At 52.8% G+C, this 22,532-nt stretch carries 19 protein-coding genes; 18 read left to right on the top strand and 1 reads right to left on the bottom strand.

Annotated elements, in window-relative coordinates; all coding sequences use genetic code 11:
• Positions 1 to 92: 92 nt before the first annotated feature.
• The 8 genes from selD (at position 93) to AN477_RS16570 (ending at position 9,328) form a co-directional block, all read left to right on the top strand.
• Entirely contained in the window at positions 93 to 1,148 is a 1,056-nt protein-coding gene (selD, locus tag AN477_RS16605) for a selenide, water dikinase SelD (protein ID WP_083486366.1), read from the top strand.
• Positions 1,149 to 1,256: 108 nt separating this feature from the next.
• Entirely contained in the window at positions 1,257 to 2,540 is a 1,284-nt protein-coding gene (locus AN477_RS16600; RefSeq protein ID WP_054970294.1) for an MDR family MFS transporter, read from the top strand.
• Positions 2,541 to 2,999: 459 nt separating this feature from the next.
• On the top strand, positions 3,000 to 3,965 hold the full coding sequence (locus tag AN477_RS16595) for an ABC transporter ATP-binding protein (RefSeq protein ID WP_054970293.1): 966 nt from the start codon (positions 3,000 to 3,002) through the stop codon (positions 3,963 to 3,965).
• 13 nt (positions 3,966 to 3,978) lie between these two features.
• Complete coding sequence (locus AN477_RS16590) at positions 3,979 to 4,944, top strand: ABC transporter ATP-binding protein (RefSeq protein ID WP_054970292.1); 966 nt, start codon at positions 3,979 to 3,981, stop codon at positions 4,942 to 4,944.
• A 54-nt stretch (positions 4,945 to 4,998) separates the two neighbouring features.
• Positions 4,999 to 6,744 (top strand): ABC transporter substrate-binding protein, encoded by a 1,746-nt coding sequence (locus AN477_RS16585; RefSeq protein WP_054970291.1) that lies wholly within the window; start codon positions 4,999 to 5,001, stop codon positions 6,742 to 6,744.
• Positions 6,745 to 6,844: 100 nt separating this feature from the next.
• Positions 6,845 to 7,804, top strand: a complete 960-nt coding sequence (locus tag AN477_RS16580) for an ABC transporter permease (RefSeq protein WP_054970290.1) — start codon at positions 6,845 to 6,847, stop codon at positions 7,802 to 7,804.
• Positions 7,805 to 7,815: 11 nt separating this feature from the next.
• A complete protein-coding gene (gene opp4C, locus AN477_RS16575; RefSeq protein WP_054970289.1) occupies positions 7,816 to 8,733 on the top strand; it encodes an oligopeptide ABC transporter permease in 918 nt (305 codons plus the stop codon).
• Between the two features lie 121 nt (positions 8,734 to 8,854).
• Positions 8,855 to 9,328, top strand: a complete 474-nt coding sequence (locus AN477_RS16570; RefSeq protein ID WP_054970288.1) for a hypothetical protein — start codon at positions 8,855 to 8,857, stop codon at positions 9,326 to 9,328.
• A gap of 164 nt (positions 9,329 to 9,492) precedes the next feature.
• Here AN477_RS16570 and AN477_RS16565 read toward each other — a convergent pair whose 3' ends face one another.
• A complete protein-coding gene (locus AN477_RS16565; protein WP_054970287.1) occupies positions 9,493 to 10,788 on the bottom strand; it encodes a uracil/xanthine transporter in 1,296 nt (431 codons plus the stop codon).
• 234 nt (positions 10,789 to 11,022) lie between these two features.
• Here AN477_RS16565 and AN477_RS16560 point away from each other — a divergent pair, with 234 nt between their 5' ends.
• The 10 genes from AN477_RS16560 (at position 11,023) to AN477_RS16515 (ending at position 22,507) form a co-directional block, all read left to right on the top strand.
• Entirely contained in the window at positions 11,023 to 11,751 is a 729-nt protein-coding gene (locus AN477_RS16560) for an HAD family hydrolase (protein ID WP_169787913.1), read from the top strand.
• 111 nt (positions 11,752 to 11,862) lie between these two features.
• Positions 11,863 to 12,069, top strand: a complete 207-nt coding sequence (locus tag AN477_RS16555; protein ID WP_054970285.1) for a DUF378 domain-containing protein — start codon at positions 11,863 to 11,865, stop codon at positions 12,067 to 12,069.
• Positions 12,070 to 12,294: 225 nt separating this feature from the next.
• Positions 12,295 to 13,869 carry a Na+/H+ antiporter NhaC family protein gene (locus tag AN477_RS16550; RefSeq protein ID WP_054970284.1) on the top strand — a complete coding sequence of 525 codons (1,575 nt, stop codon included), beginning with the start codon at positions 12,295 to 12,297 and terminating at the stop codon, positions 13,867 to 13,869.
• A 93-nt stretch (positions 13,870 to 13,962) separates the two neighbouring features.
• Positions 13,963 to 15,309 (top strand): glucose-6-phosphate isomerase, encoded by a 1,347-nt coding sequence (locus tag AN477_RS16545; protein ID WP_054970283.1) that lies wholly within the window; start codon positions 13,963 to 13,965, stop codon positions 15,307 to 15,309.
• Between the two features lie 127 nt (positions 15,310 to 15,436).
• Complete coding sequence (locus AN477_RS16540; RefSeq protein WP_245631863.1) at positions 15,437 to 17,158, top strand: ABC transporter ATP-binding protein; 1,722 nt, start codon at positions 15,437 to 15,439, stop codon at positions 17,156 to 17,158.
• The gene (locus AN477_RS16535) at positions 17,155 to 18,966 is read left to right on the top strand and encodes an ABC transporter ATP-binding protein (protein WP_054970281.1); all 1,812 of its coding nucleotides are present in this window, start codon (positions 17,155 to 17,157) and stop codon (positions 18,964 to 18,966) included. Before AN477_RS16540 ends, AN477_RS16535 begins: the two co-directional genes overlap by 4 nt.
• A 30-nt stretch (positions 18,967 to 18,996) precedes the next feature.
• Positions 18,997 to 19,479, top strand: coding sequence for a cupredoxin domain-containing protein (locus AN477_RS16530; protein ID WP_054970280.1), 483 nt, complete (start codon positions 18,997 to 18,999; stop codon positions 19,477 to 19,479).
• Positions 19,480 to 19,839: 360 nt separating this feature from the next.
• On the top strand, positions 19,840 to 20,751 hold the full coding sequence (locus tag AN477_RS16525) for a DUF7847 domain-containing protein (protein ID WP_054970279.1): 912 nt from the start codon (positions 19,840 to 19,842) through the stop codon (positions 20,749 to 20,751).
• An 11-nt stretch (positions 20,752 to 20,762) separates the two neighbouring features.
• Complete coding sequence (locus AN477_RS16520; protein ID WP_054970278.1) at positions 20,763 to 21,368, top strand: DUF4129 domain-containing protein; 606 nt, start codon at positions 20,763 to 20,765, stop codon at positions 21,366 to 21,368.
• The gene (locus tag AN477_RS16515; protein ID WP_054970277.1) at positions 21,365 to 22,507 is read left to right on the top strand and encodes a DUF4350 domain-containing protein; all 1,143 of its coding nucleotides are present in this window, start codon (positions 21,365 to 21,367) and stop codon (positions 22,505 to 22,507) included. Before AN477_RS16520 ends, AN477_RS16515 begins: the two co-directional genes overlap by 4 nt.
• Positions 22,508 to 22,532 lie beyond the last annotated feature (25 nt).

The raw sequence follows: 22,532 nt of genomic DNA, 5'->3' as shown, positions 1-22,532 counted from the left end.
AGCTGTGTGTAAAATTACTTTTCAAGGAGAACTCCCGTGATGTATGCTAACGACGGACACGATAAGGCCTCTGAAAGAGAGGGGGGAGTTCCATGAGTAACGAACAGATTCGCTTAACCCAGTGGACGACCAAAGCTGGGTGAGGTTGTAAGATAGGTCCGGCGGACCTTTCAAATGTACTTTCTATGGTGAACTTACCAATGTCCGATCCAAATCTGCTTGTTGGTATGCAGACCCACGACGATGCAGGTGTGTATCGGTTGTCGGACGAGTTGGCACTGGTTCAAACCGTGGACTACTTCACACCGATTGTCGATGATCCGTATATGTTTGGGCGTATCGCCGCCGCCAATGCATTCAGCGATATCTATGCCATGGGTGCAACTCCGATTACAGCGATGAATATTGTGGGTTACCCCATCAGTAAGTTGCCCCCGGAGACCCTGGCCAAGATTTTACAGGGTGGTGCGGACACGGTACGCGAAGCTGGAGCTGTGCTGATGGGCGGGCATTCGATTGACGATACAGATCCGAAGTACGGTTTGGCAGTGACAGGCACCTGTCATCCGAACAATATATGGACAAACGCCGGTGCGCAGCCGGGTGATGCATTGGTGCTGACCAAACCAATCGGCATTGGAATCATTACGACTGCCATCAAACAGGGACTCACCATCCCTGATGAAGAACAACAAGTGGCGACGGTGATGGCGACATTAAACCGTGTCGCAGCAGATACAGCAAAACACTATTCAGTCCACGCCTGTACGGATATCACTGGGTTTGGCCTGCTTGGACATGTTCTCGAAGTGGCGCAAGGTTCCTCTGCCACTGTCCGGATTGCGGCCAAGTCGGTTCCTGTCCTCGGCAACGCGTTCGTTTTCGCAGAGCAGGGAGCCGTCCCTGGCGGCAGCAAACGGAATCTTGATTACGTTCGGTCGACGACGACGTTTGACTCTGATGTGTCTGAGTTATGGCAGATTGTCCTTGCAGATGCGATTACGTCAGGCGGTCTTTTGGTTGCAGTGCCGGAAGAAGAGGCTGGACGCTTGGTAGAGGAGCTGCAAGAGAACGGTGTCACCTGGGCGGCAAAGATTGGTGAGGTGGTTGCGCCTGTAAAGGGTGCTGACGTCATTGTGTCCCTCTGACGTCCATGGTTGGTTTATATCTTCAAGTATGACTTATGCCGATCTCGGTCTTCTGTGTCGGGATCGGCACATTTATGCCATTTTGAGTAAAAGCGGGAGATTAGTATGGTGGGGAATCAATCCCAAACAAATGTGAAGTCCAGACTGCAGGAGTGGGCAAGGGAATACCCCTTGTTAATTTGGTTCCTTGGCATCGGCTGTCTAATTAATGTCGGCGGGTTATCGCTGCTCTGGCCAGTGAACGCCATTTACATTCATACCGTGCTTGGCAAATCCATGACGGTGGCAGGACTACTTCTCATGTGCTACTCAGCCGCCGGTTTTGTCGGGAGTGCACTTGGCGGGTGGCTGTTTGATAAACTGGGCGCATTGTCTGTCTTGGTGTTTGGGCTGGCTTCATCAGGCCTGGTTATTTTAGGTCCCGTCTTTTCCCGCGCTTGGCCTGTTTATGTCACCGTGATGATTCTGTTTGGGATTACAAGTTCGATGCCATTTCCGGTCCTCAGCGCGCTTGCGGGCAGGCTGTGGCCCGAAGGTGGTCGGAGAGCGTTCAATTTCATTTACGTGGCAAACAATCTCGGGGTCGCCATTGGGACAGCGCTTGGCGGCGTCCTTGCACAGTGGTCTTTCGAGAGCGTCTTTCTGGGTATCTGTGTGGCCTATGCAGCCTTTTTGGGGGTGGTTATTTTTACCTTTCGTCCGCGCTTGAAACAGGTCGAAATGCGACAGGCATCGCACAGCGTATCCGAGCCGCTGTCTTCAAACGCCGTGAACGTCGGCTTTTCTGTGATTCCTTGGGGCACTGTCACGATTGTACTGATTGGTTTTGTGCTTGGATGGAGTGTGTACGTTCAGTGGCAAAGCTCAATCTCGGTCTACATGCAAGCCATCGGGTATCCGCTGACCGCGTACAGTGTGCTTTGGACTATGAACGGATTGTTGATCTTTGCCGCGCAACCTCTTGTGTCGTTTATTACGAAACGCATGCCGTCACTGGGGATGCAGATGGTGACCGGCATTGTCATGTATGCCGCAGCCTACAGCATACTCCTTGCTTCTCAGCAGTACGCGGCTTTTGTAGCTGCGATGGTGATTACGACCCTCGGTGAAGTCTTCGTTTGGCCGAGCGTACCGGCGTTCATTGCAAAGGTCTCTCCACAACATCGAATGGGCTTTCTGCAAGGGATGGTTCAAAGCGCAGCGACGCTGGGACGGATGCTCGGTCCGCTCGCGGGCGGCTATTTGTACGATCACGTTGGGGTTCATCGTCTGTTATCTCTAGCTCTCCCGGTGTTGGTATTGCCAGCACTATGTTTTTTGTGGATTGCCCGCAGTGAGCATTCGCATTTACCATCAGGTCCGGATTTGCCAAGTTCTGACGTGCACGCGTAGTTGAGAGAACGTCTCAACCTGCAAAGGGTCATGCGGAGCTTTCAGCATCCTGACTGAATTTACTATTATTTTTGTTTATTTCATGAAAACGCTTAACTTCCAGCAGGACAAGACTTGCGCTTGGGTTCAAAGTCTTTTATGATGAACACGAACCTTGGCCAGACGGACCACAGAAGGAAAATAGTAATGTGTGAAAATTTGGCGAATAGGGAGCTTTTTCCTACACTCAGAAGAGATTAACATTGTGACAAGGTGTCATTGGGACTTTACAAACCGTTCGGTGGAAAGTAGAATGACTTCAAAATCTTTGAATTCATAGATTACCGAACACTTCTTGTAACTCTAGTTGTAACTCTAGTTCCACAAAGAATAGTTGTACAATCATTGTACGGCTGCTGCTTTATTCAGAAAGGCCCCGCCCCTAAGCAGGGTAGAACAACGACGGCAGGAGGTCTTGTGGTGGCAGAACCGCTTCTCGCAATCAAAGATTTAAAGACCTACTTTATCAGCAAAGACATGGAAGTCCGCGCTGTGGACGGCATCGACATCAACGTCAACGAGAGACAAATTGTCTGTATCGTCGGTGAGTCTGGCTGCGGCAAGAGCATGACTTCATTGTCCATCATGAGACTCGTTCCTCAACCACGCGGTAAAATCGTCGGCGGCGAAGTGAAGTTTGCAGGTCGGGATTTGTTGAAACTGACTGAAAAGCAAATGACTGATGTTCGCGGCAATGACATCTCGATGATTTTCCAGGAACCAATGACCGCACTGAACCCCGTTCTAACCATTGGCGAGCAAATCACGGAAGTGTTGTTACGGCACCGCAATTTGACCAAGCGCGAAGCAATGGCGAAAGCGGTTGAGATGCTCCAGTTTGTTGGTGTACCGCGAGCGGCTGAAATTGTTCACGAGTATCCGCATCAGTTGTCTGGCGGCCTCCGTCAGCGTGTGATGATTGCAATGGCGATGGTCTGTGAGCCCAAGTTGCTCATCGCGGACGAGCCAACGACCGCACTCGACGTAACGATTCAGGCTCAAGTGCTTGAACTGATGAAAAAAATGCGCAATGACTTCAACACCGCCATCATTCTCATCACGCATGATCTCGGTGTTGTCGCAGATATGGCAGACCATGTGGTTGTCATGTATGCGGGTCAGGTAGTTGAATCTGTTAACGCAGATGACTTGTTCGCAGCACCGCTGCACCCGTACACCAAGGCGCTCATGGAATCGATTCCGTCACTGGAAGAGGAGAAAGAAACCCTCTATTCCATTCCAGGCACAGTTCCGGATGCCGCGGCTTACCCGGTGGGTTGCCGTTTTGCGGATCGGTGTCCGATTAAGCAGCCGAGTTGCTACGAGAGCATGCCGCTGCTCCGGGAAGTAAAGCCCGGACACCTCGTTCGCTGCGATCTTGTATGAAGGGACTGCTTACATGAGCGAGAACCTGCTTGAAGTTCAAAACTTAAAGAAGTATTTTCCGATAACTGCCGGTGTGCTTCGCCGGACAGTAGGTCATGTTAAGGCTGTAGATGATATCTCTTTTACAGTCAGGCCGGGTGAGACACTCGGACTCGTCGGCGAGTCTGGTTGCGGAAAATCCACGGCTGGACGCATGGTGATGCGTGTGCTGGAGCCCACGGATGGCCGGATTGTGTTTGATGGCGAAGACATCACGAAGATGTCAGGAAGCCAGCTTCGGCGCGTTAGACCGAAGTTCCAGATGGTCTTCCAGGATCCATATGCATCGCTGAACCCCAAAATGGCGGTTGAAGAAATTATTGCAGAACCCTTGGTTGTCAATGGCGTAGCATCCCGGCGACAGGCGATTGAGCGTGTCGTTCATTTGTTGGAAACTGTCGGATTGCGCGGTGAAGATCGTCTTCGCTATCCGCATGAGTTTTCCGGCGGGCAGCGGCAACGTATCGGGATCGCCCGGGCACTTGCCCTCAACCCGAAACTGATTGTTGCCGACGAAGCTGTATCTGCGCTCGACGTGTCCATTCAGTCTCAGATTTTGAACCTCATGGTCGATTTGAAGAAGGAGTTTAACCTCTCCTATATCTTCATTTCACATAACTTAGCTGTTGTCCGCCACATCAGTGATCGCGTTGCTGTGATGTACCTCGGTCACATGGTGGAAATCACGGATAAGACAGAGCTCTATAACAATCCGTTGCATCCGTACACCATGGCCCTGTTGTCTGCGGCCCCTGAGCCAAAGCGCCAAGGCCGACGCGAACGCATCATCCTTCAGGGGGATGTGCCGAGTCCGGCGAATCCGCCAAAGGGTTGCCCGTTCCACACTCGCTGTCCGAAAGTCATGGACGTCTGTCGAAGTCAACGCCCGGAGCTGCGCGAAATCACACCAGGTCACTTGGTTGCTTGCCACTTGTACTGATTGGTTTTTGCAGCACGGCGCTGATTATAAAAAAATTTTAATGGGGGTCATTACATGAAGCGAATTGGCAAAGGCTCCATGGCGACGATTGCACTTGCTGCATCGCTCACCATGCTGGTAGCCGGTTGCGGAAGCGGCGGTGGCAGCACCAACAGCTCCAACGGAACTGGCAGCAACAGCAGCAACAACACGAGTACCACTACGACTGGGCAGCCGGTAGATGGCGGCACCTTGACAATGGCTCAAGGCACCAAGTTCAACGATGAGCTGATTCCTGACATGGATGCCAGCTTGTACACAGCAAACGTCGTCGGCTATGCTTTCGATCCGCTGATGAACATTGACAAAAACCTCAACTTCGTTTCTGACCTTGCTCAGACTTGGACATGGTCCTCAGATAAGAAGACGGTTACGATTACGCTTGCTAACGCGAACTGGTCCGATGGTCAGCCTGTGACCTCTGACGACGTTCTGTTTACGATGAACTACCTGGCATCCAAAGCCTACAACACGACTCTCCAAGGCCAGTATGGCTACTTGGTCGGACCTGTCGTCGGTTCCACCAGAATCGGCAACGGAAAAGCCACTTCGTTTGCAAGCACTGGCGGCTTCAAGAAGATTTCCGCCAAGCAGTTCTCCATTACGTTCAAGACCGTTGACGCTGCCGTGCTTTGGTCTGACATCTCAAGCATTCAGCCAATTCCGGAGCATGTGCTGAAGAATATTCCTATCAGCTCCTGGAACACAGCTTCCTATGACAAGCAGCCGACGGTTGTCGACGGACCCTACACCTTCAAACAGGTTAACGGTCAGGACAGCGTCGAGTACACTGCGAACCCGAATTACTTCCAAGGTAAGCCGCATATCACAAACCTCGTTATCAAGACCGTCAGCCCGGACGTTGTCCCAGGTCTGTTGGCAAACGGCTCTGTGCAGTACGTTCTGTCTGGTTTGAAGCCAACTGACGTTGCCAAGCTGAAGCAGATTCCGGGTATCGTCGTCAAGACGCCGCCTGAGAATGGGTTCTCTTACCTCGGTATCAAAGACTATCTGCCGGAGTTCAAGAACTACAAAGTGCGTCAGGCTCTCGAGTACGGCTTGAATCGTCAAGCCATGGTCGATGGCATCCTGAAGGGACTCGGCACACCAATCAGCGGTCCATTGCCGCCGGTGAGCTGGGCTGCAGCAACCACGGCAGACGGCATGAATCCATACAACTACAACCCAACCAAGGCCGGTCAGTTGCTTGATCAAGCTGGTTGGAAGATGGGCTCTAACGGATTCCGTATCGACCCGAGCACGGGTAAAGAAGCGAATCTGACCCTCTCCTACTCGAGTGGTGACCCGACGGTTCAGGCTGAAGCAGTCGCCATCCAGTCTGACCTTGCCAAGATTGGCATCAAGGTGACCTTGAACTCGCCAATGGACTTTAACACTTTGGCCAGCAAGGTTGAAAGTAACGACAAGAGCATTCAGATGTGGCTGATGGGCTGGAGCCTCTCCATCGATCCAGATCCGCGCGGACTGTGGATGTCCACCGATGCGTTTAACTTCGAACGTTGGAAGAACAAGACCAGCGACCAGATGATTAACGCAACATGGGATGCAGCAGCGTTTAACAAGGCCGACCGTAAGGCTGCCCTCATCAAATGGCAGCTGTACGTCAACCAACGGATGCCGCTTATCTTCCTGTGGGCACCAGACAACGTATTCGCCTACAGCTCCAAGCTGAATATTCCAAACAAGGACTTCAGCTCGCAAGGACCTTTGAACATCCAAGACTGGTGGCTGACTCAGTGATAACACCAAGAACCGGCAACCTGGACTAGACAGGTTCCAATTTAGAGGCAGAGATGGGCGGGTCGCCCCGCCCATTCGCCTGTATGAAGGAGGTACTTCGTTGGGAACCTACATCACGCGTCGCCTGCTTGGCATGATTCCGATGCTGTTCTTCATTACAGTTGCAGTATTCCTGATGATGCATGCGGCTCCCGGTAATGCGTTCAACTCGATTATGAATCCGGCTATTAAGGATCCCCAGGCACTCATTGCAAGTTTGGAAGCGCAAAATTTCTTGAACAAGCCGCTGTGGTGGCAGTACTTCCACTGGATTGGACTGTTTGTGACAGGGAACTGGGGCTTTAGTTTTGCACAGCATGCACCGGTTATTGACCTCGTCGGACCTGCGATTCAAAACACGTTAATCCTGTCCGTGATGGCGGAAATCATCACCTTGGCCATTGGTATTCCGCTTGGCGTGTTACAGTCACGCAAACCATATTCCGGATTCGACTACACGACGTCCGTTGTCAGTTTCATCCTTTTCTCTGTTCCATACTTTATTTTCGCGATTCTGCTGATTTACCTGTTTGCAATTCACCTGCGAATTTTCCCGGCACAAGGTGCTGTTGGTACCGGCCCGAATGCTGGTTCCTTGCTCGACCATATATACCACGCATTGCTTCCGGCGCTCTCTATCTCACTGGTGAGTTTGGCATTTTACAGCCGAAACACGCGTGGGTCGATGTTGGAGGTCAGCCGAAAGGATTATGTCCGTACAGCCTATGCAAAAGGCTTGATGGAAGGTAAGGTCTTTAGCAAGCACGTTCTTCGGAATGCTTTGATTCCGTTGATTACATTCTTTGGTCTTGACATTGGTAACCTAGTTGGTGGTGCTGTCATTTTGGAGGGTCTGTTCTCGTACCAGGGGATGGGGCTTCTCACCATTAGTGCCGTTAACAACCGGGACTACAACGTCATCATGGCGACAACCATTATTTTTGCGGTTGCTGTGTTGCTCGGCAACCTGTTGGCTGATATTCTGTACGCGGTTGTGGATCCTCGGATCCGGTATAACTAGGGGGTGACAAGGTGAGCGCACAAGTCTCTACACCAAATGACACCAACATCGAAGTCACTTCCCGTCGTGGGCGACCCAGCAAGAGTCCCACCCGGATGGCTTTTGAACGATTTATGGTCAATAAAGCAGCCATCATCAGCACCGTCGTTTTGCTGCTCATCGTGATCATGAGTATTGCGGCACCATTAATTACACATGTAAGCCCTACCCATCAATTTCTTAGCAGCACGGATACCCCTCCCGGACCTGGACACGTTCTGGGTACGGACCAATCCGGATTCGACCTCTTTTCGCGTGACGTGTACGGCGGGCGGGTCGACCTGTTGATCGGATTTGTCGATACCGTGATCGTCATGACCATTGCGATGGTGCTCGGTGGGTTGGCTGGATACTACGGGGGCTGGATTGATTCTCTGGTCATGCGTGTGTGTGACTTCATGTTCAACTTCCCATTCCTGCTTCTCATCATTGTTTTGTCTGCGATTTTCAATACCACGTCTGTTTGGTTGTTGATTCTCGTGATTGGCTTGACCGGTTGGCCTGGTATGACGCGTCTTGTGCGAAGCTTGTTCCTCAACTTGAGGGAGTCGGAATTTGTTCTCGCATCCCGAATGTCAGGTGCTGGCGCGTTTCGGATTATCTTCCGCCACATGGTTCCAAACGTCATGGGTGTTATGGTTGTGCAAGCCACGTTCGCGGTCGCTGGGTTCATTGCAGCTGAGGCAGCACTGGCGGTCATCGGATTTGGCGTTAAGCCGCCGACACCGTCTTGGGGCGACGTTTTGTCGAATTCCCTCGGTTACTTTACCTTGGCGACAGAACCGTACGCGTGGGTGCCACCCGCTGCACTCATCACGATTACTATCCTGTGCATCAACTTCATTGGTGACGGTTTGCGTGATGCGTTTGATCCAAGCTTTGAGGCGTAAAATGGAGTTACATCGAAATCAGTAATGGGTTGGTGGCGTGCCTCACGGGCACGCCATTATTTCAATTTCCGGCAGGTACCGCATGGGGGGCCTGCGATTTCAGACCATGGAGGCATCAGACATGGCGACGCAGAGGAATGAGGCAAGCGGGAATGGAACGAAAAAGTCCAGGTTACAGTTCATCATCGGAGCGGTCATTGTTCTGGTCCTTGCTGCCACCTTCGCAAGCATTACCATGTGGGCCCTCAGCATTCGCTCCAAAACCTCTTCAGAATTCGCAAAGTACGTGCTGTCGCATCACATCGGTCAAGCGGTTGTTACAGATGACGCATCCGGTTTTCAAACGGATTTCTGCGTGCTGCACCTTGACCAGCCGATTCCGGACAACGCCCTAAAGGCCAGGGCGATGGGGCTGTTTGAGACGTATCATCAGTTGGATGGAGGGGAGCACCTCACTCTGGAGTATGCAGCCGAGGGGGGGAAAGCCGTGATTGAAGCTGATGTTGTGCTGATTGATTCCACACATGCAGCACTGACGCTTCATCTCTCCACAGGTGTGGTAAGTAGTGTTGAAACGTTGAGTACGGCGTCTTAAGGAGCACAAAATTGAACACCGTGCTTTTCATGAGCCGAGAATGAACCAGCAATCAGGAGGGAATGAACCACCGATTCTTGTGGAAGCCGCTTATTCGCGGGACCCACGAGTTCATGGGACCCGCGGCAGAAAGGACCGTCGGTTCGACGGGGCCATCGGCATCATCAAGCCTGATTTAAACGCTCCCACGGAATTACAGCCTCGAGGACGGTGGCTAGAATAATTCCGTCAAGCATGCCGTTGCCTAAGATAGACTGGGCAATCGGGGGCAGTGAACTGAAAGCAGCCTTCGGCGTGGCAAGTACAGCGAGGCCGGTCAACACTGCCGGCGCAAGGCGGAAGATCGTGCGGAAGTTGAACTCAATGCCTCGAATGTTTTGAAGGGCCGAGCCGAACAGTTGTAAGTAAGCAACAAATAAGACCGAATCACCTACACTAACAGGCAAGGTGGCAAACCATGCAGCAAGGTGCGGGACCGCGCCAAGTACCACAAATAACGCCGCACCGAGGAGAAACGGCGCGCGGGCTAAAATGCGCGTGGTACGAAGAAAGCCAATCGACGACGTGTACGGCGCGTACGCGACCAGGGAGAGGGGGCCGGAAATGACCGTAAATGCACCTGAAAAGAGCAATGAACGTCGATAGATAGAATCATTAATCTGCACGTCAAACACAGGTTCTGCTGCGCGGAGCGTTGCAATCGTGTTGGTGGTATTGATGAGCGCTGTGATGACGCAGGCAATCAGGATGCCTGCAGAATAGGCAGGTTTACCCCAAGCGAACAGCCGCGTAATTTCAGACCACTCAGGCAAAGCCACGCTAGACGTCCCACCAATCCACACGTCGTACACGACCCATCCTAATGCCAGACCGATGAGAATTGAAAAATTACTGACAACCCCCCGTACGCCAATGGTCAGGTAGGAGACCAAAACCACGAGCAGAAGCGACAAGAGCGCAACTTTGGGCAGGATGATGTGACCCTGGTTGAGACCCATCATGCCTTCGAAGAAGATGTCAATCAACTGGGCCGCCAGAAGCAGTAGCAACACGGCCATGACAATCGGGGTAAACAGGCGGTTAAGAAACTTGTGTAATCCAAATGCTCCGGCCAACATCAGGGCCAGGCCGCCGAGGATCATGCCGACCGCTACGCTGCCGCCGATTTCCGAAATCCCAAGTCCTGCAGCACTGCCTGTGGCTGCGAGATTCAACAATACCCCCCACCAGAGACCAGACTGGCCCTCCATTAAGGGTAATCGGTGTCCAATCATCCCCTGAATCAGACAAGCGATGCCTGTAATCATAAACGAGCGCGCCATCGCGCCACTCAGAGCTACGGGAGACATGTGGAACGCAGCACCGACAGATAACGGAATCACAACAGTATTCGCGAACATGAAGCCGAGCCACTGAATTGCGGCAAAAATCGTGGTTGTGGTTGTTGACTGCTTGCCCATTGGATCCTCCCTCGTGACCTACTTGCAGGAATTCATGATAGTGTACAGCCAAAATCATACCGTATCCGCAGCGATTGGTGTTGGCGGTCCATAAAGTCTTTCAATCTTCTCCTGAGATGGGAGAAGCAGGTGTCCCACCTTGTATAGAAGGCATGTGAATTGCGCAATGAGAGTGGTATAGTAGCAGAGTTGAAACGGGAAGAGTTGAAACTCTTTGGGAAGGAGCACTCAGAGATGCGCAAATTTGCAGCGGTATTTCTCGATTTGGATCACACATTGGTAGATACAAGGCGACAGTATGACGTCGGCTTAACACATACACTACAGGTGCTCTACGACAATCAGGTCCCTGAAACTTGGGTTGAGCGCTTTTTGGCGAATCATCAAGCGTTGTGGGCGCAGTATGACAAACGTGAAATCACGATGGCTGATCTGCGCAGGGAGAGATTTCTGCGAGCGTGGAGCGATCACGGTGTTCATAAAACCCTCGCTGACGCTGCAGAGTTCCAATCTGTCTACGATGCGAACTTTGATAACACGCTGTTTCCGTACGAGGAGACCCTAGACCTCGTGAGCGATCTCGCTCGTGACCACCGCCTTGGCATTGTCACCAACGGATCGCCGGATTTACAACAGCGAAAGCTCAGCGTTGTTGGACTGGCGTCGTACTTCCCCGAGGACACCATCATTATCTCGGAACGGATTGGCATGGCGAAACCACACCCGTCTGTCTATCAGGCAGCGTGCGATGTACTGCGGATTGAGGCGGCAGAAGCCGTGATGATTGGCGACAATTATCACGCAGACGTGGAAGGGGCAATGGCCTTTGGCATGAGTGCTATTTGGTATGTGCCGGACCCAGTCATGGCGCACGACGCTGAAGAACAGCTGGGCAAAACCCCGCTGACAACCCGGGAGCAGGTCCTGAGCGCCCTCGCACAGCTCGAATCAGCTCGAAACTAGGGGGACACGGACAACTGCAGTCGGCCAGGCGGTGAATTTGTTGTCCAAATTCAGCACATACGGTCTACAGTTTCTCTCTTGTACATATGTACAAGTAGGGAGGGATGTACCATGGTCGAGAAAATCGCATGGTGGCTTGTGCTCATTGGTGCACTGAATTGGCTGCTCGTGGGACTGTTCCAATTGGACGTCGTCGCCGCTCTGTTTGGGGGATCAGATGTGCTGTGGAGCCGGATTATCTATGTCTTGGTCGGGTTGGCTGGGGTATACCTGCTGCCGCAAGCGTTCGGGGTCAAGATGGTGCAGAAAAAGGACTGAATCGGTTTGCTGCAGGTTCCCACACCCACTTTACCGTCACAAAACCCCGTGATGGGAAAGCGGGCTGGAAAGGGCATGCATGAGATGAATCTTCCGTGAGAAGTTAGAGGATGCGGAGGTACGCATCCCGCCGCTGCACGTTTCACAGACACAGCGCTTAGGCGGACAGCCATCCGAGGCTCCGCAGCGCGAGACACGGTCTGTGAAAGACAAGGAGGCGACAGTGTGCACGGAAGCTTCTGGTCTCTCATGCCCTTTTTGATTGTGATCCCCATTTCAATTGTAACCCGCCAGGTCTTGCCTGGGCTGATGGTCGGCCTGTTGGTAGGCTCGTACATGATGCATCCGACACTGCTCGGCGGCATTGACGGCGCGCTCAGTTACATCCTCAGAGAACTCGGCATTCCGGATAACCTCAGACTGATTGTCTTTTTGTACGGTTTTGGCGCTTTTGTTGGATTGGTTCGGGTGACTGGCGGAGTGACAGGGTTCGCCAAGTGGATGGAGAAGCGGGTATCAACCGTGAGGGGAGCCTTTGCGCTGACTTGGCTGTCGTCCCTGGCAACTTTTATGGCGCCTGATTTTCGCATCATTACCGTTGCTCCGGTGGTCAGCCATGTCTTTCGACGCCTCAAGGTGTCGAGTCGGAGGGTTGCACTGGTCATTGATCTGACTTCGACCCCGTTAACCGCGTTGATTCCGCTTGGGACTGTGTTTGTTGGTTACATGGTTGGACTGCTCGCCACAGCAGGTCCTCACCATGGACTTGCAGCAAACGCATATCACCTCCTGCTGCTCAGCCTGCCGTTCAACTTTTTTTCGCTCCTCATGCTGCTCTATGGCTTGTACAGTACGTTTTTTGCCCGGAGCGTCCGGCAATCGACGGCTGAAACGGAGGTGGATGCAAAAGTGAGTCCGGCAAAGTCGCCGAAGCGGCTGCATCTGTCACCGGAATCCCGTTTGCGCATCGCTTCCCAGTTTGGGATGGAGGCGAGTGAGGACTTGTCGGTTTCGAGGGAGATTGAAGCCATCGCAAGTCGTCAAACGGATCAGGCTGATTCCTCACAGAAAGACGTATCTTCAGATGCTCTGCCCGATCCGATGGAGGTGGCCGCTGAGCGCACGAAGCCCAATATGCTGAATTTGCTCCTGCCGCTCGCGCTCCTGCTTGTTTTGACATTGCTGTTGACTTGGTGGAGCGGTCACACCGGTGCAACATCCATATGGCAAGCGCTTGTGAAGGCCAATGCTGCACGGGCCATGCTGCAAGCACTGCTGATTACACTTATCTTTTCTGTAGTGTGGTATGCTGCACTGCGCCAGCCGATTGGCAAAACCATGTTCGGGTTTCTGGCCGGCGGCAACGAGATGATGGGGGTCATCGTTCTCTTGGCTCTTGTTTGGGCCGTGTCAGCTGTATCTTCCGATCTCGGGTTCACAACCTACATGGAACGCGTAATCGGAGGCCTCGTGCCCGCAGCCTGGATCGCTCCAGTGTTGTTTTTGTTCGGCTGCGCCATTTCCTATGTCATCGGTTCTTCGTTTGGTACATGGGGTATCTTAATGCCAATTGGTTTTTCCCTTGCAGCGAGTACGAACGCATCGTTACCCCTGATTGTGGGGGCAGTTTTCGCCAGCGGCACCTTCGGAGGATTCGCCTCACCTTTGAGTGACAACACCGTTGCAATGGCGACCGTGATGAAACTGCCGCTTATGGAATATGCGAGAGTAAAATTGAAGCCAGCACTCTTCGTAGCAGGGGGCTCTGCCGCTCTCTACGCACTTGCAGGGTGGCTGTAACCAGCGGGCTTTCCTGAATGTTGACAACGCGGCTCTGTTTGGTGTTTACCAGTTTTAAGAGTATCCTTATTCATAGAGAAGGAGGCTGGAGGAATGGCGGAGTTAGATCTGCGATTTGCGAGGCGTTTTGTGTTTGATCACGAGGTAGAACAACTGCAACCGGTCGTGTCTGAAGCACACCGGAGATTACATAGCGGCGAGGTCCCGGGCTCAGATTTCTTAGGCTGGTTGCATTTGCCGAGTCAGACACTGACGGCCGGCATCGATGAGCTGCTTACGGCGGCCAAGGAAATTCAAGATGGTGCGGACGCGCTTGTCGTGATTGGGATTGGCGGGTCGTACCTTGGTGCACGGGCGGCCTTTGAGTGGGCGAAACCGGAGTATTACAATCAACTCCCTCGAGCTCTCCGGGGAGGGCCCGAACTTTATTTTGCGGGAAATCATTTGAGCGCTGCAGCCTTAAACGACTTACTTCGAGTACTTGAAGGCAAACGGGTTTATCTGAACGTCATCTCAAAATCCGGGACCACGACAGAACCGGCTGTTGCATTTCGTATCTTGCGCAGTTGGCTGCAGAAACAAGTCGGCACAGAACAGGCGAAAAAGCAGATTTACGTTACGACGGATGCCCGAAAAGGGGCTTTGAAAGAACTGTCAAATACAGAGGGATACAAGACGTTTGTGGTCCCGGATGATGTTGGTGGAAGGTATTCCGTCTTAACGCCTGTCGGGCTCTTGCCACTTGCAGCGGTCGGGGTGGAAGTGAGGAAGTTGTTAGAAGGAGCAGCCAAAGCGGAGGAGTCACTTTCCACATCTTCGGTGACCGACAATCCTGCCTATCTGTACGCAGCGGCCCGGAATGCACTGTATCGCAAAGGCAAGACAACTGAGATTTTTGCCTATTACGAGCCATCCTTGAAGATGGTGGCGGAATGGTGGAAACAGCTGTTCGGTGAAAGTGAAGGCAAGGATCATAAAGGCATTTATCCCGCATCGGTTGGGTACACAACTGACCTGCATTCCATGGGACAGTTTGTGCAAGAAGGCTACCGCAACCTGTTTGAGACCGTGATTCGGATTGAGCACCCGGTTTCCGACCTTGACCTTCCGTCGACGCCGGACGTGCAAGACGGACTTGAATACTTGGCTGGAAAGCCGCTGTCCTTCATTAACGATCAAGCCCGTTTGGCGACACAGATTGCACACGTGGATGGAGAAGTACCAAACCTTCTGGTGAATGTTTCTGATCAGACACCGGAGAGCCTTGGCGACTTGTTCTACTTCTTTGAACTCGCTTGTGCGATGAGTGGACAACTGCTTGGGGTGAACGCGTTTAATCAACCAGGCGTCGAAGCGTACAAGGCGAACATGTTTGCACTGCTAGGAAAGCCCGGGTTTGAGCAACAGCGTACAGAGCTTTTGAAGCAGCTAAACGTATAGCAGACAAGCTGAGTAAACGTGGAACAACCGGGTAGCGCGGCGAACGCTGCAGCAACGGGCGTGGTGACACGCCCAATTCCACGGTCTTATGAGGGGTGAGGACACCATCGAGAATCCAAAACACTTATTGCGAAATTTCCTTTCGTCTCGCAAGTGGGCTTACGCACTGTCGCTGTTATCGATTGTCATTTCTGAATTCGTGATGGTGCAGTTTCCGAACCTGCTCGGGAACTTTACCAACACGCTTCAAACACATCATTTGTCGCGCGCTGTCGTGCTTCACTACAGCTTTCTGTTACTCGTAGTCGGCGTTTTATATGTTCTTCTTTACGGGTTCGGGCAGCTCAGAAACGGACAACTTGGCAGACAGTTCGAATACGAACTGCGGCGACGCCTGTTCGAGCACTGGGAAAGTCTATCCACTGCGTACTTTCGCAAACGAAGTATCGGTGACCTGTTGAACCACGCTTTGAACGATGTTCGGACGGTTCGCGAGGCTCTGTCAGGCGGACTGAACATCCTCACGAACGCTTTGTTCTTACTGACTGCGACACTCATCATGACCTTCCGAACCGTGAGTCCAAAACTGACGCTTGTGAGCATGATCCCGCTCGTGTTTCTTCCGTTGTTTGTGATTTGGTGGGGGCCCCGGATTCGAAACGCGTCACGGAGAGCACAAGAGGCTTTGTCCGATATGGCAGACTTAACGGAAGAGAGTATCTCGGCTATCCGTCTCGTCAAGGCAACAGCTAATGAGCATATCGAGGCACACCGGTTTGAGCGGCGTGTTGACGTCATCGTCCGCAGACAGATGTCAGTGTTTCGTCAAAGTGCCATGTTTCAGTCCATCATTCCGTTTCTTGGCTCCATCAGTTTCTCCATTGCCCTACTCTACGGTGGCTATCTAACCATCACGGGGCAGATTCACCTCGGAGGCTTCGTTGCGTTTACGCTTTACCTCGCGATGATCATTCAGCCCTTGCAGCAGATGGGGTTCGTTTTTAACCAGTTCCAGCGTGCGTCAGCATCCCTCGCCAGGCTCGAGGTGTTGTTTTCGGAGATGCCGGACATTACGAACCCGGAAAACCCGGTCGAGGTCGATATCCAAGGAGCTGTCACGGTTTCGCTTCCTAAGTTTCGCTATCCTGACGGCGATCGCGATGCCCTCGCAAACGTTTCGTTCACGGCTGCCGCAGGCGAGACGATTGGCATTGTCGGCCGAACTGGGGCGGGAAAAACGACCCTTGTCAACCTGTTGCCACGCATCTTCGACCCGCCGGCTGGATCGGTCTTCGTGGACGGTCATGACGTACGCACCCTTCGTCTGGAAACGCTTCGCGAGGCCATTGCTTACGTTCCCCAGGACGGGTTCCTCTTCTCTACGACGATTCGAGAGAATATCGGTTTTTCGAAAGAAAACGCCACGGAGGAAGAGATTATCCGGGCAGCTCAGAGCGCTTCGTTTTGGAACGAGATCGAAGAGTTCCCGGAAGGACTCGATACAGTTGTCGGGGAACGCGGTGTGTCTCTGTCCGGTGGGCAAAAGCAGCGTGCTGCAATTGCGAGAGCCTTCTTGAAAGACGCACCGATTCTAATTCTCGACGACAGTCTCTCTGCCGTAGATATGAATACAGAGAAACGCATTATTGCGGCGATTCGAGAGCTCAGACAAGGGAAAACGACCATCATCATTGCACACCGTCTATCTGCCATCCGACATGCCGATCAGATTCTTGTACTCGATGATGGCACGTTGCTTGAACAAGGAACCCATGAGGAACTCCTTGCCCACAGCGGTATCTATGCTTCGATGGTCGCACTGCAGGAAGGGGAGGAGGCACTGGCATGAGCACGAACGACGTAACGAAACGACCTTCAGCCAGCTTCCAGAGCCTGCTGAGATTGCTCCCCTACGCGAAGCCATTTCGGATGCACTTTATCCTTGTCATGGTGTTGGTGGTCATTTTTAATGGCACAAACGTGTTACAACCATGGTTGGTGAAAGTGGCCATCGACCGGGACCTTAGCACGGCGAATCCACAGATTCACGGCCTTGTGGTCATCAGTGCGCTCTACGTGGGCAGTGTCGTCATCGGTGTGGTAGCGAACTATTTCCAAATCCTCGTTTTGCAGTTTTCTGGACAAAGCATCATTCGGACCATTCGACTGGATTTGTTTCGACATATCGAGCGACAATCCATGGGCTTTTTTGATACCAATGCGATAGGGCGGCTTGTGACCAACGTATCCAGCGACACTGAGACCGTATCTCAGTTTTTCACGAACTTTTTTCTGAGTATGATTCGCGATGGACTGTCCCTCGTTATGATTGTCGTGGCTATGTTTGAGTTGAACGTACGCATTGCGAGTTATGCAATGGTCCTGATTCCGCTCTTATTCCTTATCTCGTTGCTTTTCCGTAAACAGTTGCGGCAACGATACCAGCGAACGCGGACACGACTTTCAAACATTGTTGCGTTTCTGGCAGAAAACCTGGCTGGAATACGGATCATCCAAATCTTTCACCAGGAGAAACGCCAGGCCCGCCATTTTAATGTACTGAACACAGCGCATCGAGAAGCGAACGTAGCAGAGTATCAACTGTCGGTCATTTTCAACCGGACTTTTGAACTGCTCGGAAATGCTGCAGTTGCAGCCATCGTGTGGATTGGCGGTATCGCAGTACTGCACCATACCATCTTGTTTGGCACTTTGTACGCCTTTATCAGTTACATTCGTCAGTTTTTCCAACCGATTAACTCCATCACACAGCAGTGGAACACGCTGCAATCGTCGATGGTTGCCGCAGATCGAATCGGTCAGGTCCTGATGGTAGAACCAACGGTTGTTGACCCTCCTCAACCAGCGGTTGTAAGCGATGAAGAACTGGAAGGACAGGTCGAGTTTCGGAATGTATCGTTTGGGTACAAAGCGGACCGGCCGGTTCTCCGTCACATTGACTTCACGGTGCGCCCAGGGCAACTCATCGGTGTGGTTGGTGCGACCGGTGCAGGGAAGAGCTCCGTGATGAGTCTCCTCACGCGGTTTTATGACCCGAACGAGGGGCAGATTGTCATCGATGGAATGGATATTCGAAGACTTTCACAAGTCGACCTGCATCGGATCGTCGGCTTGATTCAGCAGGACGTGTACCTTTTCAGCGGTACCATTGCAGACAATATTCGCATCTTCCGACAAGAGATTTCAGATGACGAGGTGGTTGAGGCGGCACGTATGGTCGGGGCACACGAGATGATCTCCAGGCTGCCGCAGGGCTACCAGACCATGCTCTACGGTAAGGGGGCCAATCTTTCGATGGGCGAACGCCAACTGATTGCATTCGCCAGGATTGTTGCGCTGAACCCGCGCATCCTGATTCTCGATGAGGCCACAGCGAATCTAGACAGTCAGACTGAGGAACTTGTCAGCCAAGGACTGCAAGCAGTGTCGCACAATCGTACGACTCTTGTGATTGCACATCGCCTGGCGACCATCCGGAGTGCAGACTTGATCTTGGTGCTCGACAAGGGACGTATTGTCGAGCGAGGCACTCATGAATCTCTGCTGGCTCTGGGGGGACTCTACGCAGACTTGCACGCGAAGTCCGGCATTGAGTATAAACCGGAGGAAACTGTACATCCTATGCGCAGAAGCTAGGCCAAGATGAGGGCGGTGGGGTGAGTTTCTGTGCGTATAAGTCACACAAGTCTGACGCGCGCCGTCAGTCTTGCGGCGGTTTTGACTGTTGTTGCTGCAAGTCTCGTGATGCACCCGCGAACAGTGCTTGCGGAAAGTGTGTCATATCAGGTGGTCACGAACGAGATCGCTGCCAAACAATCGGACGGATCAACGACAGAGGTCTATCGGTTGGACCCCGCAGTGTTTGTAGCAGCCGAAGGGGATGATGTAACGTTAAGGATTCGGGGGCTGAAGGGTCACGATCATCCTCTCGTGCTTGAGGGCTACAATCTTCACACTGTGGTGCACCGAAATGAGGTCACGACTCTCCATTTTAAAGCAACGAAACCTGGTTTCTTTCGTGTCATCTGTACGGCCCACGCCGATGCAAACCATGAAGGTCCGATGGAAGGATATCTGCTCGTGGTACCGGAAAGAGCAGCCAAAGCTGCAGCAGAGCGGGCCAGGAGCGTACCGACAGTGGTACATTAATGGACAACGATTCGTATCACATTCGCATTAATGGTGTTCGTCAGTGAGTTCTGATGGAAATGAGCCCTGATGGAAATAGGCTCACGTACCGACTACGTTCCAGTAAACGGATCGAACAAGGCTGCCGGACGGTGGTGAAAACCGCTGTTTTGGCAGCCTTTTTCTGTACAGGCGAGTCCAATCACGCACGGCCAATGCTCTTGCAAGTCATCTTCTCACGGATATGCACGTCCGATCTGCCCATCTGTTCACGCAGATGTGCTATCATGGGCGAAGAACAAGATTGTCCCAGTTTTGAAATCATGCCGCCTCAGTCCAGTGTTTTGTCATCTGACTGTCTCATTCAAAGGAGGGAACCAGGTGGGCATCCACGAACAACCTGGAAATCTACGGCCTCAGACCGTGGGAGGGTTAATCGATACCACCTTCCGACTTTACCGCCGGCACTTTCTTTCCCTGATGCTTCTCACGATTTGTATTTATCTGCCGTATCTGATAGTGGAATCGCTGTTTAACATCCATACGCAGACCTTTGTGTCCGGGTTGCTGCAGAACGTACAGAACCCGGCGGTTGTCCAGCAAAAAGTGATTGCACAGCTGCCGACACTGATCGCGGGCTTTGTATTCACGCTCTTAAGCGCGTTTGTCGTGATTCCGCTTCTCTACGGATCCGTTTTGCATATTGTCGTGAGTCTTCAGTACGACAGACAGGAGCGTCCCTGTGGGAATTGGGCGGCGTTTTTACATGCCTGGCGCAGGCTGCCTGCGGTACTCGGGACGAACGTGCTTCGCTGGATCATCTACTTCGTCGCCTTTGCTGTTTCTGCAGCCATCATCATAGCAGTGGGTGCCCTCTTTGGGGGTATGGGCCTGACGTCAGCAGCGGTGACTGTCGCTGTCATGATCCTGTCGCTCACCGCCGCAGTGTTCCTGATTTGGCTGGCAGTAAAATTTGCTTTTGTTCCGTCCGCAACGCTCGAAGAAAAGGTCTCGTTCGGTGCTTCCTTTCGTCGCTCGTTTGAACTGACACGCGGAAACATGTGGCGGATCATCGGATATTACATTGTTGTCAAACTGCTCATCTTTGTGGTGAGTCTTGGATTCGGTTTACTGCTCAGCCTGGTGAAGGCTGTTGTCCTCCAGTCAATTCTGACCGATCTCGTTGCGGTCGTCGTAACACCCTTCTCCATCCTCGCGATGGCGATATTGTACCTGGATTTGCGCATCCGCACGGAAGCCCCCGATCTTGCCGCTTGGCTGCGTGATGAGTGAGGGGTAATGGGATGGCCAACTCCCCTTCATATCGAGAAGCTCATCAAGCACTTCAGGGTATTTTACGGGATAAGTTGTTTCACACCCCAAAACAGCCCATTCCGTGGTGGATGCGTGCTTTGCAGTGGATAGCCAGGCACATTCATCTGAACCTCAGTGTGCACGCCCTTCGCGATGTGGGCTTTGCGTTGGCTGGTGTCTGTATCATCTTGATCCTTGCCGCTGGCGTAGTCGTGTGGCGTGTCGTCAGAGGACGCGCCAGGGGGTTAGCAATCCGGGTACCGCCGCAGAGCCAGGATGGGCAAGCGCTCCTCAAGGATGCCAACCGCCGCTTTGAAGCTGGCGATTACTCGCAAATGTTGCATTTTTTGATTGAGGCGATGCTGTTGCGGGCGGCAACAGAGGATTTGATCCGCGTCCGCCTATCGAAGACACTTCGTGCATACAGCCGTGAACTGATCCGAGCACAGGCCCCCCTTGCCAGCGTTTTTCAATCAACAGCCGCAGCCGCTGAAGCCGTCTGGTTTGCAAAACGGCCGCTGGCTCAAGCGGATGCAGAGCGGATTCTGCGCGAAGTGAGCGATGCGTTGGCGGTGAGGGGGACGGAGGCGTCATGAGACCGCGCAGTTGGTGGCTTGTTTTATTGGCCATGGCGATTTACGCTGGTGTTTTGTATATCGCTCACCCGAACCCGAAAGCGACGATAGATGCAACCCCGGGATCCAGTGCATCAGCACAACCGATGGGCGATCTTGCACTCGCACAGCTCTGGCCGCGTCTTGGCCTCTCTTTTCAGACCTTTGCGCAGGTTCCTGAGTTGCTGCCTACGTCCACAAATGCGGTCTATGTAAGCGTGGAACCGCAATCTGGACAGTACAATACCGCACACGCAAAGGCGCTGGTCGATTACGTCAAAGCAGGGCACGAGGTGATTTGGGTGACCTCCAGCCCTGACACAGTGACCCATCTTCTAAAACTCACAGTGAACACAACGGGTACTCAGAAAGTGCACTCAGTTCAGATTCGAACCGCTGGAGATTACACGTCGCTGAGAGGACTGGATTTTTCAGCGTCCAGTAAACTCGGTGGGAGCGGCTTACAAGCAGCCGATTCGCTCATGGTTGCCAACAACGATATCGATGTCGGGGCTGAGTTCCAATTCGGCAAGGGAGAGCTCGTTGTCTGGACTGCACCACGGGTTTTCGAGAATCAAGCGATTGGCAAGGCTCAGAACCTGCAAATTCTCTGGCACTTCTCCGCGGGAAAGTCCATCTTGTGGGATGAGTATGGACACGGCGTCGTAGCACAGGGAATGTGGGCCACTCTTTTTGGGTACGGGCGCGAAGGGACGTTCTTGTTACTGCTTGCGGCCGTCGTTGCCGTTGTGATGGGAGGAGGCACCCGTTTTGGGGCTTTTCGACCAGCCCCAGATGAACAGCCTCGTGTTGACGTGGAATTGGTGCATGCACTTGCGTGGCATTATCGGCGCCGCGGCCTCTTGAAGGCGCGGCAGGCTCTGCTCGACGGAGCCGTACGACGCAGGCTGTGCAAGTTGTACGGGATGCCCCGAACGGCCTCTTGGGAGGTTCTTGATACCGTGGTCTTGCCGAGCCTATCCCCGTCATTGCAACAGGCATATGCACAGTGGCGTACGGAGGATGGCGGAGATGGTATGAAGGCCGGAAGAGCTGCCCAGAGACGCAATCTTCGAGCCTTGCAAAGTCTCCTCTATGGGCTTGGTGAGACTTCTGAATAAAGTTGACACGGATGGCGAGCGAAAG

Source organism: Paenalicyclobacillus ferrooxydans (genome assembly GCF_001399675.1).
GTDB lineage: Bacteria > Bacillota > Bacilli > Alicyclobacillales > Alicyclobacillaceae > Alicyclobacillus_B > Alicyclobacillus_B ferrooxydans.
The sequence above is the reverse complement of the archived record's forward strand: the minus strand, read 5'-3'. Positions and strand labels throughout refer to the sequence as shown.